The sequence below is a fragment of the Aeoliella mucimassa genome (genome assembly GCF_007748035.1).
Taxonomy (GTDB): Bacteria; Planctomycetota; Planctomycetia; order Pirellulales; family Lacipirellulaceae; genus Aeoliella; species Aeoliella mucimassa.
In genome coordinates this window covers 2,283,836-2,300,695 of the sequence record NZ_CP036278.1, presented here as the reverse complement: position 1 = coordinate 2,300,695, position 16,860 = coordinate 2,283,836, and the positions used below count along the sequence as shown (strand labels likewise).

General features: G+C 59.8%; 13 protein-coding genes. 5 read left to right on the top strand and 8 right to left on the bottom strand.

What is annotated here, in order from left to right:
- Nucleotides 1–86 precede the first annotated feature (86 nt).
- The 4 genes from Pan181_RS09220 to Pan181_RS09205 all read left to right on the top strand — a co-directional run bounded on the left by Pan181_RS09220 (nucleotide 87) and on the right by Pan181_RS09205 (nucleotide 4,840).
- Nucleotides 87–2,045 carry a PSD1 and planctomycete cytochrome C domain-containing protein gene (locus Pan181_RS09220; protein WP_145246544.1) on the top strand — a complete coding sequence of 653 codons (1,959 nt, stop codon included), beginning with the start codon at nucleotides 87–89 and terminating at the stop codon, nucleotides 2,043–2,045.
- A 20-nt stretch (nucleotides 2,046–2,065) separates the two neighbouring features.
- Entirely contained in the window at nucleotides 2,066–3,523 is a 1,458-nt protein-coding gene (locus Pan181_RS09215) for a DUF1501 domain-containing protein (protein WP_145246543.1), read from the top strand.
- Nucleotides 3,524–3,642: 119 nt separating this feature from the next.
- Entirely contained in the window at nucleotides 3,643–4,008 is a 366-nt protein-coding gene (locus Pan181_RS09210; protein WP_145246542.1) for an STAS domain-containing protein, read from the top strand.
- Between the two features lie 91 nt (nucleotides 4,009–4,099).
- Entirely contained in the window at nucleotides 4,100–4,840 is a 741-nt protein-coding gene (locus Pan181_RS09205; RefSeq protein WP_145246541.1) for a lysophospholipid acyltransferase family protein, read from the top strand.
- Nucleotides 4,841–4,870: 30 nt separating this feature from the next.
- Here the strand turns inward: Pan181_RS09205 and Pan181_RS09200 are convergent, their stop codons facing one another.
- Together Pan181_RS09200 and Pan181_RS09195 are read right to left on the bottom strand one after the other, a co-directional pair.
- Entirely contained in the window at nucleotides 4,871–7,540 is a 2,670-nt protein-coding gene (locus Pan181_RS09200) for a glycoside hydrolase family 127 protein (RefSeq protein ID WP_145246540.1), read from the bottom strand.
- Between the two features lie 462 nt (nucleotides 7,541–8,002).
- Entirely contained in the window at nucleotides 8,003–9,448 is a 1,446-nt protein-coding gene (locus Pan181_RS09195; RefSeq protein WP_145246539.1) for a DcaP family trimeric outer membrane transporter, read from the bottom strand.
- Between the two features lie 292 nt (nucleotides 9,449–9,740).
- Here Pan181_RS09195 and Pan181_RS09190 point away from each other — a divergent pair, with 292 nt between their 5' ends.
- Entirely contained in the window at nucleotides 9,741–10,286 is a 546-nt protein-coding gene (locus Pan181_RS09190) for a GNAT family N-acetyltransferase (protein WP_145246538.1), read from the top strand.
- 39 nt (nucleotides 10,287–10,325) lie between these two features.
- On the opposite strand, the gene Pan181_RS26770 is transcribed toward Pan181_RS09190, so the two are convergent.
- The 6 genes from Pan181_RS26770 to Pan181_RS09170 are packed head-to-tail and all read right to left on the bottom strand — an operon-like array spanning nucleotide 10,326 to nucleotide 16,841.
- Nucleotides 10,326–10,460: a hypothetical protein gene (locus tag Pan181_RS26770; RefSeq protein ID WP_261342248.1), complete on the bottom strand. Its 135-nt coding sequence runs from the start codon at nucleotides 10,458–10,460 to the stop codon at nucleotides 10,326–10,328.
- A gap of 51 nt (nucleotides 10,461–10,511) precedes the next feature.
- A complete protein-coding gene (locus tag Pan181_RS09185) occupies nucleotides 10,512–11,672 on the bottom strand; it encodes a VWA domain-containing protein (RefSeq protein WP_197529081.1) in 1,161 nt (386 codons plus the stop codon).
- 1 nt (nucleotide 11,673) lies between these two features.
- Nucleotides 11,674–14,157: a DUF5682 family protein gene (locus Pan181_RS26000; protein WP_197529080.1), complete on the bottom strand. Its 2,484-nt coding sequence runs from the start codon at nucleotides 14,155–14,157 to the stop codon at nucleotides 11,674–11,676.
- A gap of 3 nt (nucleotides 14,158–14,160) precedes the next feature.
- Nucleotides 14,161–15,333: an AAA family ATPase gene (locus Pan181_RS09180; RefSeq protein ID WP_145246536.1), complete on the bottom strand. Its 1,173-nt coding sequence runs from the start codon at nucleotides 15,331–15,333 to the stop codon at nucleotides 14,161–14,163.
- A gap of 15 nt (nucleotides 15,334–15,348) precedes the next feature.
- Nucleotides 15,349–16,470: a hypothetical protein gene (locus Pan181_RS09175; protein WP_145246535.1), complete on the bottom strand. Its 1,122-nt coding sequence runs from the start codon at nucleotides 16,468–16,470 to the stop codon at nucleotides 15,349–15,351.
- Nucleotides 16,467–16,841 carry a hypothetical protein gene (locus Pan181_RS09170; protein WP_231943794.1) on the bottom strand — a complete coding sequence of 125 codons (375 nt, stop codon included), beginning with the start codon at nucleotides 16,839–16,841 and terminating at the stop codon, nucleotides 16,467–16,469. The genes Pan181_RS09175 and Pan181_RS09170 overlap by 4 nt, the downstream gene beginning before the upstream one ends.
- Nucleotides 16,842–16,860 lie beyond the last annotated feature (19 nt).

Sequence of the window (16,860 nt, the reverse complement as noted above, 5' to 3'; positions counted from 1 at the left end):
CGCCCCTATATTGAACCGTGTTGAGGGGAAGGTGTTCTGTGGATTCACCGATACTGGTTTTGCTAAGTCATACTTAGGTGATGGATATGAATCAGATGTGTGGCCTGCTTGGGAGTGGGTGGAAGGAATGGATGCGGTGTTTGGGCGGTTTGGCAGTCGTCTGGGGGCTGCTGGCTTCCGCTGCAATGGCGGCTGAGCCCGCAGCGATTGATTTTGCCCATCAGATTGTTCCGGTGCTGCGGAAGCATTGCGCAAGCTGCCATGCTGGGAAGAAGGCCGAGGGGGGATTCTCGATCAATACTCGCGAGCTGGTGCTCGACGCAGGCGTGGTTGAGCCCGGTAAGAGCGACGACTCGTATCTGCTGGATCTCATCACGACCGACGATTCCGACTTGCAAATGCCCCCAGCGGGGAATCCACGAGTGCCAGCGACGGCCGTGGCCGCGATTCGGCAATGGGTCGATTCGGGGTTGCCTTGGGAGCCGGGGTTTTCGTTTGCCGGCGATGCCTACGAACCGCCGCTCGCCCCGCGTCGTCCCACACTGCCCCCCTCGCGCGATGGCCGCGAACACCCGATCGATCGAATCATCGACACTCAACTGGCATCGCAGCAAACGACGTCCCCCGAGCTGATCGACGATGCGACGTTCTACCGGCGGGTGTCGCTCGACCTGGTTGGTTTGCTTCCAGTGGCCGCCGAGGTTGAGAAGTTTGTCGCCGATTCCTCGCCAACGAAACGCGAAGACCTCGTCGAGCAGTTGCTCGATAATCGCTCGGCCTACGCCCAGCACTGGCTGACGTTCTGGAACGACATGTTGCGAAACGATTACGTCGGCACCGGCTACATCGATGGCGGGCGGAAGCCGATTCATCAATGGCTCTATCGCTCGCTGCTCGAAAACAAACCGTACGATCAATTCGTCCGTGAGTTGATTGCTCCGACCGACGAGTCGGCCGGCTTCATCCGCGGCATCAAATGGCGCGGGGCGGTGAATTCGAGTCAGACCCAGGAGATTCAATTCTCGCAGAACGTCTCCCAGGTGTTCCTTGGCATCAATCTGAAGTGCGCGTCTTGCCATGATAGTTTTATCGATCGTTGGACATTGCAGGAAACGTACGATCTGGCCGCGCTCTACTCGGAGCGGCCGCTTGAGATCCATCGCTGCGACAAACCGACCGGCAAGTTTGCCAGCGGCGCCTGGCTCTTTCCGGAGCTTGGGCAGGTCGACGCGTCGGCTCCGCAGCCGGAGCGACTCCAGCAGCTTTCGCAGTTGTTGACCGATCCCGAGAACGGGCGGTTTGCCAGAACCATCGTGAATCGTCTGTGGTATCGTTTGATGGGCCGCGGCATCGTGCATCCCGTGGATGCGATGCAAACCAAGCCCTGGAACGAGGATTTGCTCGACCAGCTGGCGACGGAGTTGGTGGATAGCGGTTACGATCTGAAGCATGTTTTGCAGTTGATTGTCACCTCGCAGGCGTACCAGTCGCAGACGGCTTTGTTGCGTCAGCCACCTGCGGCTGGGGAGTATCATTACCACGGGCCAATCGCCAAGCGTATGACCGCCGAGCAGTTTGTCGACGCGGTTTGGCAGATCACCGGCACCGGACCCCAGCAACCTCACGCTCAGGCGGCCGCCATGCTGACTGCGGCTGGGGATACGCAAGCAGGTGCGGCAGGAATCTATCGGGCGGCGCTGGTCGAGAGCGACCTGTTGATGCGGTCGCTCGGTCGGCCAAATCGTGAGCAGGTAGTCACTTCGCGCCCCGAGTTGCTCACCACGCTCCAGGCGTTGGACCTTTCGAATAGTCCGATCCTGGTCGCGACGCTGCGGAAGGGTGCCGAAAACGTAGTGCAAAAGTATCCTCCTGAGCAATGTGAGCAATTTGTAAACGACTTATACCTGCAAGCCCTTAGTCGAATGCCGACCCAGAGCGAACGCGATATCGCCCTGGAAATCGTCGGCGCGCCGATGTCGGTGGAAGGGTGTGAGGACCTGTTGTGGGCGGTACTGATGTTGCCGGAATTTCAAATCGTTCGTTAAGTGTTGGATGGGATGGAAAAATGCCAGAGCATGACGATAGCCAAGCAGCCACGAAGGGTCGCAGTCGCCGGGAGTTTCTCAAGGCCCTGTCGGCGGCGAGCGTTGCTGCATGGATGACCGGCGAGCCACGGTTGGTGCAGGCCAGTGCGAACGCCGACTCGGAGATCGCACCGAAGGCCGACAGTTGTATTCTGTTGTGGATGGCCGGCGGCATGGCTGCCGCTGAAACGTTTGATCCGAAACGCTATCAACCTTTCGAAGTTGGCTTGCCAGTGGAGAAGGTGATTAGCACGTTCCCGTCGATTCCCACTGCAGTAGATGGGCTGCGCATCAGCAAGGGGCTGGAGCACACGGCCAAGATCATGGATCGAGGCACCCTGCTGCGTTCGGTCGTGCTGCCGGATCTTGGCGACATTCTGCATTCTCGTCACCAGTATCATTGGCATACGGGATACGTACCTCCACAAACGGTGGCTGCTCCGCATCTGGGAGCTTGGATCGCCAGGATGCGTGGGCCGAACAATCCGGTGATTCCTCCTTTCATAAATATTGGTCAGCGGCTCGAGGGCATCGGCGAGTCGGAAGAGCTCAAGGCGTTTACCACTGCTGGTTTCTTTGGCACCGAGTATGGTCCGTTCAATCTGCCTTATCCGGAGGACGCCGCGGTGGCGGTCCGCCCACCCAAGGGGATGACGGCCGGTCGGTTCCAAAATCGCTATGCTCAATTCAAACGGTTGGTCGAAGCGAGTCCGCAAGCCGAGTACGCCAGCGACTATCAGCAGGAGTCGATGCTCCGCTCGTACGAGTCGGCCTATCGTTTGTTGAACTCCGACCAGAAGCAGGCGTTCGATCTCGACGAAGAAGATCGGCGCAACTTCGAGGTATACAACACTAGCCGGTTCGGCCGCGGTTGTTTGCTCGCCCGGCGGTTGGTGGAGTCGGGCGCGCGGTTCATTGAAGTCACGACGGAGTACGTGCCGTTCCTGCATTGGGACACCCACGAAAACGGCCACGCAACTGCCGAGCGGATGAAGCAGGAGATCGACCGCCCGCTCGCCCAACTCGTGATCGATTTGGAGAACCGAGGCTTGTTGGATCGTACGCTCGTGATTGTGGCTAGTGAGTTTAGTCGCGACATGATTATCGAAGGGGTTCCAGGTAGTACGGCGAAGGATCAATCGCGGGCGAAGACCGACGTGTTGCAGCAGCCGATCCATTACGGCCTGCACCGGCACTTTACCGGGGCGAGTTCGGTACTCATGTTCGGCGGCGGCGTCAAACGGGGCTACGTGCATGGCGAAACCGCCGACGAGCGGCCTTGCGTGGTGACCAAAGCCCCCGTTTCGCTCACCGATTTGCACGCGACCATCATGACACTGATGGGAATCAGCCCGAAAACGCAGTTCGAAATCGAGCGGCGGCCGTTCTACGTTACCGTGGATGGCAAAGGGCAAGCGGTCTCGCAGGTGATGGCCTGACCTCCACCCCCCTGCCCTGGCAGGTGCGTAGCGGTCGGCCCCGATTTGGCTAGCGGGCGTTAAATTGCTATAACTTGTGCTCCTTTCTTCCATTGCCTGTTTCGAGGGGGCTTTCCGCCGTGAGTCACATTGATTCGTTCGCCAAAGATGGCGTTTTGACCATTCGCTTTCTCGCTCCCCGGATGCTCGACGAAACGCAGCTGGACAAAGTTGCCCAGGAAATGCTGGCCGTGATCGAGAAAACCTCGGACGAAAAGGTGATTCTCGATTTTGCGCCGGTGCAGTTCATGCCTTCCTCGATGCTTGGCAAGTTGGTGATGATCAACAAAAAGTGCAAGGAATATAAGGTAAAACTCAAACTCAGCGGGCTGTCGCCCGACATTCGCGAGGTGTTCAAGATCTCGCGGCTCGACAAAGTCTTCAGCATCGAGAAAGACGAACCGGCGGCTCGTAAGGCCTTTCTCAAGCGGGGATTGTTTGGTTAGCGGACACCGCAGCTGAGGTAGCGTTGGTAGGCGTTTCTGGCTAAGCTAGTCAACCAAACTTGCCTATTCTGTTCACCTACGAGCTCCTGCCATGCCTGCCGAGCGGCGTTCCTATAGTTTGCTGCAGTGGTTTTTTTACTTCGTAAACATGTTCCTCGTTCGGGTGATGTGGCGAGCGAAGCTGCCGGACAAGCTGCCGATCCCCGACGATCAGGGGGCCATGCTCATCTGCAACCATCGCAGTAGTATCGACCCCTGCGTCATTCAGGTAGTCGCGAAACGCCGCCTGGTGCACTGGCTCGTGGCTCAGCTCTACAAACCTGGCACGTTCATCGCACGTATGCTCGACGTATTCGAGGTGATCTCGGTTCGCAAAGGAGGCAACGACGTTTCGCCGCTCCGCACGGCCATCCGCCGGGCTTCGGCTGGCGAGCTGGTCGGTATGTTTCCCGAGGGAACCATCAACACGACCGACGACTTCATGCGGGCGATCCGCCCGGGAGCGGTGGTGGTCGCCCTGCGAGCGAAGGTGCCGGTGTTGCCTTGTTATCTGGATGGATCTCCTTACCATCGCATCCCTTGGATGCCGGTGTTCATGTTGTCGCGGGTGAAGCTCACCATCGGCGATCCGATCGACTTGAGCGAATACTATGGGCAGGAACGGGACTCCGAGGTCGTTAATCGGCTGGCTTTGATGTGTGTAAAGGAGATTGCCAAGCTGGCTGGGCATGACGACTTCGAACCCCAGATCGCCGGCCGTGGCTGGAAGACCTGGGAGAAGGGCGAAGCCGAGCAACCATCGGACGACAAGCAAGAGCAGCAGCAAGACTGACATCGCTTGCCGCTGCCCCGCTATCGAGATTTACTCACTCCGAATCCATACCTCCGAGCCACCTCCTCGGTTGTTGCGAGCGAAGTTGGGAATCGCCAGCAGCGGCGAGCCATCGGCGAACTTGCCTTTAATGACGACCACGCCCCCTAAGAGATCGGGCCGCCACTGGGTAGCGAGCGGCGCATCGTTCGCCAGCACTCCGTTCAGGTCGTTACCATCAACCGATTCGATGCTGTAGACCAGTGGGCCATAACGCAGGGCCACGCGTCCGCGGTTGGCTTCCACCCGCGGGTCGCAGGTCACGCGCTGCACGGTCATCGGTAGTTCGAACGAAACTGTGTCGCCGGCTTGCCATTCGCGGTCGATCACTACGTAGCCGTTTTCGGTGCGTTGCTCGACTGGCTTGCCATTCAGCAGCACCTGCTCCATGCCATCGGCAGCAGGCGTGCTGGTGTAGAGTTCGCTCACGCTCCGCTCCGGCGAGCGAATCCGCAGGGCGAACTCTTTCGACTCGGCCGGGTTCACCGTGATCTGCACCTTGCCGTTCCAGGGGTAGTCGGTCTGTTGTACCAGCTCGACGTCGGTCCCTGCGACACCAGCAAGTTGCGTAGTGCCACCGATGAATAGGTTGACGTAGATGCCATCGCTACTGGTCGTATAGGTCCAGGTCGGTAGCATCAGCAGCGTTCGCGGAATGTTGCCAACGCAGCAAGGGCAGCCATGCCAGGGATAGCGAGGTTTGCGTTCGACTAGCGGGTTGTCGTAATAAAAGGTTCCTCCATCCAGGCTCAGCGAACCGAGCAGCGCGTTGTAGAAGGTCTCCTCGTACAGGTCGACGTACTTCGCTTCGTGATACGACAGGTGCATCTTGTACTGGAAGAAAATGTTGCCGCAGCTGCTGCACGACTCGCAGTAAGCGTGTTGCGGAAGCGAGTAGTTCGGGCCGAACCCTTCGGAGGTTTCGCCGCTACCGACGCCGCCGGTGACGTAGTACTTTTTGTTAATCAGGTTGTCCCACAGCGACATGACCGCCGAGCGGTAGTCGAGGTCGCCGGTCTCGGTGGCTACGTCGGCCATGCCGGAGTACAGGTAGACCGCCCGCACTGCGTGACCGACCGCTTCGTACTGCTGCTGCACCGGCAGGTGGCTTTGGTCGTACTCATTGCCGCCGGCGCGGCTATCGATCAGGAACTTCGCCAGGCGGATGTAGCTGTCGCCGGCTCCGCCCCCTTCCATGTCGTTCACAAAACGCCCGAATCGCACCAGGGCTTGTTCCATCTCTTGGTGCTCGTCGTACCATACGATTTTGCCAGGCTCGGGTCCGATGTGGGCGACCCAGCAGTCGGCCAGCTTCTTCGCAGCGTTGTACAGCCGCAAGTCGGTGCCGTTGGTCAGCGTGTAGTGGTTAATCGCCGACTCGATGAAGTAACCAGCCACGTAGCCTTCGTGACCCGAACGGCTTTCGGGCTGCCAGCGATTCATACGATCGTTCAGCGTGAAGGTGGTTTGCAGGTAACCATCTGGTTCCTGAGCAGCAAGAATCTTGGGAATCCAGTCTTCGAGCGTGTCGCGCAACATTGCCTGGGCGGCGATGATCTCTTGATCGCCTTGCGGATCGACCATCAGCGCGATGCAAATCGACTCGACCGTCTGATGCACCCACGCGTTGGAGAACACGTACCCGCGATGCGGCTGGCTCGGTTCGCCGCGGAGTTTCTTGGCCGCTTCGACAAAGTTGTTGATGCCACCCTCTTTCAGGTCGGGGCGGTTGATCTCTTCGACGCAATGGGGAATCCACTTGGTAATCAGTGCTTTCGCTCGATGATTCCAGAGCGGGCTGTCGATTTGATATCGCTTGGTGTAAACCACGCCGAGCGGAGTTTCCGGCGGAAGCGTCTCGACTCGCACGTTCAGGGTCTCGGTCACTTGCAGGTCGCCTTCGCCTGCGGTCGCTTGCAGCACGTACTCACCGGGCGTGTCGAACGTAGCGGTCGTGTTGGTCGACGTCGCATCGGCGAACGTGGCAGCGCCGGGGCCCGATTGCTTGCTCCACTGCAGCGGGGCTTCGCCTGCTTTGCCGACTCCCTGCAGGGTCGCGTTCAAGTAAGTCTTGCCCCCGAGCATCACGATGCGGTCGGGACCGAGCGTCAGTTGCGGCGGGAAGGCCGGCGACTGGCCGTTGTCCCAGACACGCCATTCGAGAATGCCGGTCGAGAAACGTCCGTTGCTGTCGATCTCGAGGCGCAACCGAGTGGTTTTGAGTGCTTCGAACGAGAACCGATTAAATTGGTCGCGCTCGACGCCTACCTGGTCGACTCCTGGCACCGCTTGGTACTGGTCGCCATCCCAGTAGAGCAGTCGGCTGGCTTCAGGCAGGTTAATCCCCCGCCCGTCGGCCCACCAGTAGACTTCGATACCATCGGTCACGATCGGTCGATCCCAGGTGTACTCCACCCATTGGGTGCCGGTGCGGTTCCAGTTGCCATACGACCCGTGCCGCCAGTCGCCGGAAGATCGCGGCGCAAAGCCATCGCGCATCGCATCGAGCGACGTATCGCCCGAAGTGTACGAACTGCTCGGCACCGCTACCGAGGCGAGATTGTCGTGCGACGAATCGCCGTAGCAAGAGAGACCGAAAGAGAAAACCAACCAAGCGCTCAGGCACGTTTTGCCAAGCCAAGCCGCCAGCGTGCATCGCATGTTTGTCATCCTGTAAAGCTGAGAAAAGAGGACCGCATGGATTTGTGTAAAGTATAACTTGGGTTTATGTTTTGTGCGAGCAGGACTCGCGACGCCTTTTTGCCCCCACTTCGCCAAAATCGATTCGTGGGGGCTTTATTTCTTTCTGTTGCAGCCAATGAGATCGCTGTAAACTGATGTGCTGCAAGGGTTTGCGACGAATGGCGGAAAGCGGCCGATCGAGCGTTTCGCCCCACCCCGTTCAAACTGGGGGCAAAACCGGGGTCCAGCCAGGTTTTTGGCCGCCGCTGATTCACCTCAGAAAGGGGGAGCTTCCAGCCAGCGAAACGCCTGCTGGGAGTCGATTGCCGGCGAACAATTGAGAAGGCCTAATTGTCAAAGAACACAGTACGTGAATACATGTTCATTAGACCAGATTGGCCGCCAAATGCAACCAAAAAAAGTGGCCACTTTAGCCCGGCCCTAAGGCAGGTAGAAACCAAACGATGCTTGCAGGCGGTTGGCATGGCCGGTCGCTCCGCTCACGTCGTCGCGGACGCCATACAAGTACTCGACTCCACAGAAGACCCGTTCGTACGGATTGGCAATCAGGTTGACCGCCAGGTAGGTCATGCCCTTCAGATTGTCGCCATCCTGTCCGGGGATGTCGTCGTTCGCAAGCCGGCTGAACGTGACGTTCGAAGTCAGTGAGTCGTTCCAGGCGTGGTGCACACCAACCATCCAGCCGAGCGAGTGCACCATAGCGGCTGAATTCGGTCCGGTGGCCACCACGTCGGGGGTGCCACGATAACTGCCGATGCCATCGCCAAAGGTGATTTGAAAGTAACCTCGGGTATCGGGCATCACAAACACCGAGCCGGTGAAGTTCCAGCCCCAGCCGGTGTCCTCAATCACCTCCTGCCCGTCGGGCTGGAAGCCGAGGGTTCGCAGCACGTAGGCCGCCCGTAGTTCTCCCCAATCGCGTTTGTATCGCAAGCGGGCAACCAGATCAGGCATTTCGGTGCGGGCTTCGCCGACGACCATCGACGGTGCTTCGATACTCACCTGGGGATCTTCGAGCGCGACCGCGACCGAGTAACAGTCGTCCCACAGCGGTTGATCCCATCGCACCAGTCCCTGGCGAACGTTTACGTTCGAGATAGCTCCTTCGAAGTCGATGGTCTGCGGAACCGCCGACGGATCGGTAAAGGTGGTCCACGTTTGTCCGGCGGTGAACCGCCCGACCGTCCCATAGGCGTGACGCAACCGAAAGCTCGGGCTATCGGCCGAACCGCCGAAGAAGTCGCCTTCGAAGAATACCCGGACCACTTCGCCGCTGGTTCGCCAGCGGGTGTCGCAGCTAAGTCGAGATTGCCTCGCATGGAAGCGGGCGTTCTGCCAACCAGGGCCACTGGTAGGAATCGTCGTGGTGTTGAAGGAATCGGTGGAAGTGATCGCATCGAAGTCGCGAATCAGATCGGCCTTTACGTAGCCACCAATCTTCATGGCGATGTTATCGGACGCGATGATGATGCCTTCCTTGAACTCGGGGAACCGCGTGAAGTCATTTTTCAGCGAGCGATACGAAGCCTGGCGGAATGCCTCGGACTGAAACCGCTCGATTGGTGGATTGGCCGAGAATAGCTCGAGGGTGTCGGTCACCGGCTGCGTGTAGTCGATCGGGGTGACCAGCGGATCGCTGGTGGACGTGCCAGTTACGCTGAGGTCGGTCGCGCTGAGGTTGGTAGTTACCGGCTCACTAAAGATAGAATCGTTAGCGGGCGGAGTCAGGTCCTCTGCCAACGCACGACTCAAGGGGGGAAGTCGGCGAATCGCCAGACTGTCTGGTTCGGTGCCTTGGCCAACGCGACTGCCCATCAGGGCAAGCACGAGCGTGCATGCAATGATCGCGATGGTGGAGCCGCGCATGGTTTCTGGGATAAGAAGGAGAAGAAAAGCCTGGATAAGGTGCAACAGCCAAGCCCGGAAAAGCAAATGGGTAGCATGCTACATCATCTCCTCTCGGCTACCCACACCGCACCGGTTGACCGAAACCGCCAAGTTTGGCGAGACCTTCACGTTTCTTAAGCTCCCAGCAACCAATCGCCTGTCATGCTGGCAGCCTGGCGGGTCGATTGCTAGCATTGGAAGGGTGCCGAACCGGCGCGCCGCTTTGCTTGTCGTCCTGATAGCATCTGATCATCTAATAGGGGAACCAGCGGTGTTTTCGTACCAACTCGACAGCGATACCACGCTGGAGCTACTCGCTCCCCGCCACGCCCAGGAACTCTACCGAGTGGTCGACGAAAACCGCGACCACCTCCGTCCATGGCTAGGATGGGTCGAGGAGACCAAGTCGGTGAGCGACGTGCAGGGGTTCATCCGCGCGGTGCAAACCCAGGTGGGAGGCAACTCCGGATTTCAAACCGCGATTCGCCATAAAGGTGACTTGGCTGGGATGATTGGGATGCACGGCATTCAGTGGACTCACCGCAGCAGTTCCATCGGCTACTGGCTGGCGAAGAGATTGCAAGGCCAAGGCATCATGACCAGAGCATGCTCGGCCTACCTGCGACATTGCTTCGGCGAGTTGGGGCTGCATCGCATGGAGATTCGCTGCGCGACGGACAACGAGCGGAGCCGGGCGATACCTGAGCGGCTGGGATTCACCAATGAAGGAACGTTGCGTGATGCCGAGTGGGTCACCAACCGCTTCGTCAGTCATGTCGTGTATGGGCTGCTTTCGAAGGACTGGCGTAAACAGTAGCCATGGCGAGGAGTCCCATGGATGGAGTGCAAACTCCCCTTACGGAGCACTCGCAGCGGCGGAGTGTCGCCTGACCGCCCACAGATAGCAGCAGGTTGCCACCACCGCAGCGGCCAGCGAGCGGACCGAAAACGAACATGCCGCGATGATCGCAATGTTACGGGAGGGAGTCATGAGGGGTGGAGTGGCTGGAGAGGACTTCCGCACTCGGGGGGACCATTTCAGTTAGCCGCGGATGATTTCGCCCATGCACTCGGCGAGCTTCTCGGGGGTGCAGACCAGGATGTCCATACCGACCTTGCGGAGCTTGCGGGCGGTTTGCCGATTGTATTCGGGCCGGGCGTTGTATCCTAACGCGCCGAGACCGATCATGCGAATGCCCGACTCGGCCATCTGGCGGGTCTGGTGGATCAAATCGCGCTCGTTGCGACCTTCGTAGAAGTCGGTAATGAGCACCACGATCGAGCGCGCCGGCTCGCGGACCAAGCCATGGGCGTACTGCAGCGCTCGGGTGATGTCGGTGCCGCCGCCGAGTTGAACGGAGAGCAGCACGTCGACCGGCTGGCCGACCTGATCGCTCAAGTCGGCGATGTCGGTGTCGAACAGGAACAGCGAAGTGCGAATCGACGGGAGCTCGGCGAAAATCGACGCCATCACGGCCGAGAAGATGGCCGAGTCGAGCATCGATCCCGATTGGTCGACCGCGACGATGATGTGCCAAGGGCGTTTCTTGCGTTCTGCGGCAAAGTAGTACGCGCGATCGATGAATAGCTTGCCGCTCTGGTGATCGTAGTTCTTTAGGTTGCGGCGGATCGTCGTCTTCAAGTCGAGATTGCGATACACCTTGCGCGGCGAGTGACGGTCGCGGCGAATCGCCCCGGTGATGGCCGTCTCTACTTGCAGCTTCATCTTCTCTTTTAGCTGCTGCACTACCTGATCGATGATCTTGCGAGCGAGCACGCGAGTCTTGGGATTAAGCAGGTCTTTGTGCGTAAGCAGAGTCTTTACTAGATCGATGTTGGGTTCGATCTTCTCGAGCAACTTGGGCTGATCGAGAAGTTCACGGATGCCCCGGCGGCTGACGAGCTCTTTCTCCATGACCTCTTTGGCCTGGTGCGGAAACAGCTCGGCCACCGCGTCGACCCATTCCGGTACCGTGAGTGGATGCCCACCCCCGAGCCCCCCCTGGCGGTCCTTCGACCTCCCCCGCCCGGAAGCCCCGGTGGGATCGCCCTGCCCTTCGCCGAACAGAAAGCCGATGATGCTTTCGATGCGTTGGTAGGTATGGTCGTCGGCGCAGGTGATGCCTTGGGCTTCGGCTTGTTTGCCGAGCACCAGCCGCCAGCGGGCGAGGGTGTGCCGATCGTTGGGCGAGGCTTGCGACATGTTAAAACTCCCAGTCCGATAGAATGTTGGCCACTTCGGCGTCGATGCGAGCAAACAACGCGGCCGCGCCGACCGAGGTGCTGAGTTCGGTAAGCGAAGTCTCTTCGGCCAGCCCGTACCGGCGGGCGACGCACTCGGCCAAGGTTTCGACATGGCGGTCGTGCAGTCGATCGAACGCGGCCCGCATCCGCGGAACCATCACCAGGAACGCATCCCAGTCGGCCGCCTTTAGCAGCGTATCGATCGCTTCGATCAGCGACTCGGCACCCAGCAGCAGCGAACTACGCGAGACAGCCATGATGCCATCGAGCAGGTCGCCAGCGGTGACCATCGTATCGATCGGTGCACTGGCCAAGGCGGATACCTCGTGGGCGAGTTCGTCGGTCGGGATCTCGCGCATCTCGGCCAGCATGCCGAGAAACGCTCCGCGGAGGAATGGTACGTTCGTTTGCTGGGCGGCCGAGCGAACGCTTTGCGTGAACAGTGTCCGGTCGAGATCGCGGGTCTTCTCGTCGCGAATCACCAACTCGGCCAGCGATCGCAACGCTTCGACCAGTTCGTTCTGCTCCTGCTCCGGCACATTCGCTGCCGCTGGCAACGCAAAGCAGGCGCGATCGTACGCTCGAACAATCAACTCGGCTAGCTGCTGTCGCACCAGCCCGCGATACTCCGCGTAGCGGTCGATCACGGTCAGGTGAGTGATCGCCTGGCAGAGCGAAACGAACCGCGAGTCGTCGTCGATGGCTTCGCCGCAGAGTTGTTCGGCACGCTGCACCGCACCCGGCAAGTCCATGTTCACCGCCCAGACGAGCCGGGCGCACATGGCCCCCGCTTGCGAGGCATGTTTGGCCAGGTCCTCCTCGAGCTGCGCAAGCGCGGCCGACTCAATCGTATCGCCGTACAGATTGCGTTCCACCAGTTCGGCTTCGACCTTGGGACTCCAGCGAAGCTCCCACCGTTCGCGGAACAACGTTCCGGTGGCGAGTTCCTGCGTGCTCGCGTCGACCAGCTTGCCGAGCGGCACTTTGAGGAACTCGACGCGGTGCAGGAAACAGCTCCGCCGGCGAGCGAACTGCTCGCGCTTGTCGAGCTGCACCGATTGGCGTTTCTCTTTACTCATGACTTCGGCGAGTTGCAGCTCGTCGAGGTTGCCATAAAAATCGCTCACCAGCGGCAACCGCCCCAAAGCGGGCGTGACTCGGCCGAGCTTGTTGCCGACGTCCACCGCGTCGATCGCCCGCTGCAGCGGTATACCAACGTCGGCCGGATCGCCTTTGCAGCAGCAAGTAACTAGCGCGTCGTGAATGTCGTCGAGCACCGGCGAGGTGCGTCCTCGCAGTCGGGCCAGCATGCGGGCGTGCTGGCTTACCGAGATCGCATCGGCCGAGGACAGCGGCTCGCCTTCCTTTCGGGCGCGTTTGAGGACCGACACCACGTGCTCGGCCAGCAGATCGGTCGGCCGGCCTTCGGACACCAGCTCCCACCAGGTCTGATAGTACTGTGGCGCGCGATTGCCCGCCCCGTAGCCGGAGAGTTCCGAGATGCGGAAGAACGAGTACGGCACCACCGAGGTGTAAACCGTGCCGGCTGGCAGTTCGCTGGGCGGTTGGAGGTCGTCGCGATCGAGAAACAAATGAAACCCGCCGCAGACGACCATGCAATCCTTTGGTTTCAGCTTGCGAGTCTTTAGCGTCTGGCGAATGGTGTGCCACATATGACGCTCGCGATCCAGGGTGCCATCGATGGCCAACCGCTCGGCCGGCGAGGTGCGTCGCGACGCGGCGCAGAACGTTGCCAACTCGCGGCGAAACTCCTCGGTATCGCGCTGATCGGCGTCGAGTTCAAACAAGGTGTCCCAGGCTTCGTTCCACGAACGAAATCCTGCCGACTTGGCGAGCTGTTGGTAGAATCTGCTGCTGAAAAGCAGTTGATCGGAATCATGCGTGGCGGCCGACGCAGGATTGGCGTCCTGGTCGAGCACCTCGGCGGGCGGCGGTTCTTCGAGCGGTTCCAGGTCGCTTCGCGGAGTGATCTCGGCGTAGTGCGGCAGGTCCATGAACACCACGTCGGCCTTCGTTTTCGTGGCCGCCTGCAAGGTGACGTATTCCGGCGAGTAGGCAACCAGCGGGTACCACGAGGCAAACCTGGCTGGGATGTCGGGCGACTCGCTGGCGATGCCGGCCAGGCCGAGCACGTTGTCGTCGTCACGATACGACGAGTAAATCGCCACTGGTGGCTTGGTCTTGCTATCGATCACATGCGGCAGCAGGTCTTGCGCCTCGGCAGGGCCTTCGAGGAAGATCACTTTCGGCTTGCGTGCGAGGATGGTCCGCTGCACGTGATACGCCACGCCGGGCGAGTGATGACGTACCGGGAACCAATACAGGTCCTCGCCGAGCACCTGGTCGACTTGCTCCGCAATCGCCTCGGTGTCGAGCCCGCTTTGCCTGATCGCGGCGGCTGATTGTTTACCCGCTTGGCTCATGAATTACCTCACCGAGCTCACCACTGCGTCGTGAAAGTCCTTCCAATCCTTGTTCTTCATCCCCCGCTTCTTGGCAACCACCACCGCGTACTCCTTAAGCACTGCCAGCTCGGCGACGTCCTCCTTCACGATCGAGCCAATCATGTTGCGGGCGATGTCGCCGGGCGTCACCTCTCCTTTTCCGAAGTAGCGGGCGTGCAGGTTCGCGTCGAGGGCCACGCCGATCGCTTCGGCGGTCGACAGCGTATTCGAGGCTTGTTTCAGGCTCACCCCGTCGCTGGTTTTGCCAGTGCGGAGTTCACGAAAAACGGTGGCCAGCAATTCGACCAGCGGCGGGCTCATCCGTTGCGGCAGATCATACCGCTCGATCAGCTCGGCCGAGCGGCTTTGCACAATTTCGATCTCAGTTTTCTGATCGCTGACGATGGGGATGTGGATATAATTGAACCGGCGCTTCAACGCGGCCGACAGTTCGTTCACCCCTTGGTCGCGAGTGTTCGCGGTCGCAATGATGTTGAACCCAGGCCGCGCCCACACCATGTTGGCATCAGGCAGTTCGGGGATTGCGATCGCTTTGTCGGACAGGATCGACACGAGCGAATCCTGCACGTCGGGCACACAGCGGGTGATTTCTTCGAACCGCAGCAATGTTCCCCCCTGCATGGCGACCATCGCTGGCGAAGGAATCAGGTTGTCGGAGGTCGGCCCCTCGGCGATCACCCGGGCGATGTTCCACGAGTACTTGATGTGTTCTTCAGTGGTCCCCGCGGTTCCTTGGATGGTTAAGGTTGAGGTGCCCGAGATGGCCGCGGCCAGATGCTCGGAGAGCCAGCTTTTGCCGGTTCCAGGCTCGCCGACCAGCAATAGCGCCCGCTCCGAAGCCAAGGTGACAATCGCCCGCTCGACGATGGAGTCGTCTCCGTAGAACTTGCGGGTGATCGGCACGTCGACTTTCTTGCCATCGATCGTGGCTTTTAGCTTCTTACCGCCGACGATGTAGTCGAGCACCGCTCGCGGCGACAACCGCCAGGCGTCGGGGGGCGTGTCGGAGTCGTTCTGCACGAGTGCTGCAAGCTGGTCGGCATATTTCACTTCGGCCGGATCGCGAAGCCTCTCCGTCTCTACCTTGGTGGTCGATGCGGCCGGCTTCTTCGCGGCGACTTTCTTTTTAGCCATGATGGGTGCCTTGGTTCAAAACTTGAGCGCTGCGAGCAACGCTTTACGGTCGACGTCTTTATCGGAAATGGTAAGGTAGCGCGGTTTCTCCCCCTCGAGCAGCGTGAGCGGCTGCACCATCAGTTGGCAAGCCGCGTAGTGCATCAGCCCAAACAGTGGTGGGCGATCTTTCTTCGCGTGCAGTTTCTTGAGGGCCGATTTCACCGATACGCCTTCCGGCGAGTCGCTATAGCTCAATTGAAAAAGGGTTTGATGGCTCACAATCGGAACCAACTGCTGCGTTTTGCGAGTTGCAGGTTGCCAGGAGTCCTCGGCGAACTGCCATACATCAAGCATCAACTCTTCCTGCAGGTCGATCTCCAGATCAAACGGGCCTGGGCGGTATTGTTGCAGATGTTGCTGGGCCCGCGACGGATCCCAAGCAAAGTGCTGCGGCCAGTCGCTGTAAGTCTTGGCAGCGGTAACACTGGTCTTCTCGCCCATGGTGAGTCGCCCACCTCCGTGGTCGTCGAGCGCGAACATGGCGCTAGTGATTTCGACGATCTTTCCTTCGAGAAACAGATGCGGCTTGAACTTCTGTTTCTGAGGCAGATGCAGAAAACCCTCGGGGGGAATCTCGTTGCCTGGTTTCAAAGGGAACACGCACGACCAGACCAACGACTGGCCGCGCGGAAGTTGCGGAGTATCGTCGAGCGTGCGAAGTCGAAAATCGAAGCCGCAGAAACTATCTTTCACATGTTTTTTGGTCACCCCCAGGGTGATCACTCGCGTTTGCTTGAGCGGTTGCGAGACTGGCGTGTGCATTAGTCGTTCGAACAACGCCGAGTCGGTGTTGCGAACCGCGGTCGCCAGTCCACGACTCAGCAGCCAGGCCCGACCGAGGAAGAAACTGAGCCGCTGTTTGGAGAACTCGGCATCGTTGCGGGTGAAGCGGCCGATTTCTTCGTTGGCCACGCGCAGGGTGGCTCCCAACCGCAATAGACGCATCCGCGAAGCTTCTTGAAAGCTTACCCCCAGCGTCTTGTGAGTCGCCTGCGAGGCAGCGGTAAGCCCGGCCAGTAAGATTTCTTCGATGGCAGCGGTAAGCGAATCAAGCAGCGGCAACACCTTTTTCGAGTCGAGGTCGGCCAGTTTCATGCATCCTCCTCCGCCAGCTCGTCGTCGGGCTGCTGGACCGCGACGAAATGCTCCAGAGAACTGCTCGCCGATTCGAGCGAGAGCACCCGCTCGAAGAGTCGCAAGCTGGTTTGTAGCCGGACCATCTGCGCGGCCGCTTCGCGATCATCGGCTTCGACCAACGCGATTAGTTGTGCCAGTTGCTGGCTGAGGTGTTCGGCGCCGATGGTACCGAATTCGTCGGCCACTGCCCGCAAGCGGGCGAGCGTGGTCGCCGGTACGCATCGCAGCCCGCTGACGACCAGATCGTCGAGCAGGTCTTGCACATCGTCGAGCGTAGCCACCGCTTCGGTTAGTTCGTCCATGACATCCGATTCTAGTGCAAGTTGCACGTCGTGGTATTCATCCGGG

Excerpts from the sequence above, each read along its gene's own strand:
- Pan181_RS09215 (WP_145246543.1), top strand. The coding sequence starts at position 2,066 with ATGCCAGAGCATGACGATAGCCAAGCAGCCACGAAGGGTCGCAGTCGC.
- Pan181_RS09175 (WP_145246535.1), bottom strand. The coding sequence starts at position 16,470 with ATGAAACTGGCCGACCTCGACTCGAAAAAGGTGTTGCCGCTGCTTGAT.
- Pan181_RS09220 (WP_145246544.1), top strand. The coding sequence starts at position 87 with ATGAATCAGATGTGTGGCCTGCTTGGGAGTGGGTGGAAGGAATGGATG.
- Pan181_RS09205 (WP_145246541.1), top strand. The coding sequence starts at position 4,100 with ATGCCTGCCGAGCGGCGTTCCTATAGTTTGCTGCAGTGGTTTTTTTAC.
- Pan181_RS09185 (WP_197529081.1), bottom strand. The coding sequence starts at position 11,672 with ATGTCGCAAGCCTCGCCCAACGATCGGCACACCCTCGCCCGCTGGCGG.
- Pan181_RS09195 (WP_145246539.1), bottom strand. The coding sequence starts at position 9,448 with ATGCGCGGCTCCACCATCGCGATCATTGCATGCACGCTCGTGCTTGCC.
- Pan181_RS09200 (WP_145246540.1), bottom strand. The coding sequence starts at position 7,540 with ATGCGATGCACGCTGGCGGCTTGGCTTGGCAAAACGTGCCTGAGCGCT.
- Pan181_RS09180 (WP_145246536.1), bottom strand. The coding sequence starts at position 15,333 with ATGGCTAAAAAGAAAGTCGCCGCGAAGAAGCCGGCCGCATCGACCACC.
- Pan181_RS26000 (WP_197529080.1), bottom strand. The coding sequence starts at position 14,157 with ATGAGCCAAGCGGGTAAACAATCAGCCGCCGCGATCAGGCAAAGCGGG.
- Pan181_RS26770 (WP_261342248.1), bottom strand. The coding sequence starts at position 10,460 with ATGACTCCCTCCCGTAACATTGCGATCATCGCGGCATGTTCGTTTTCG.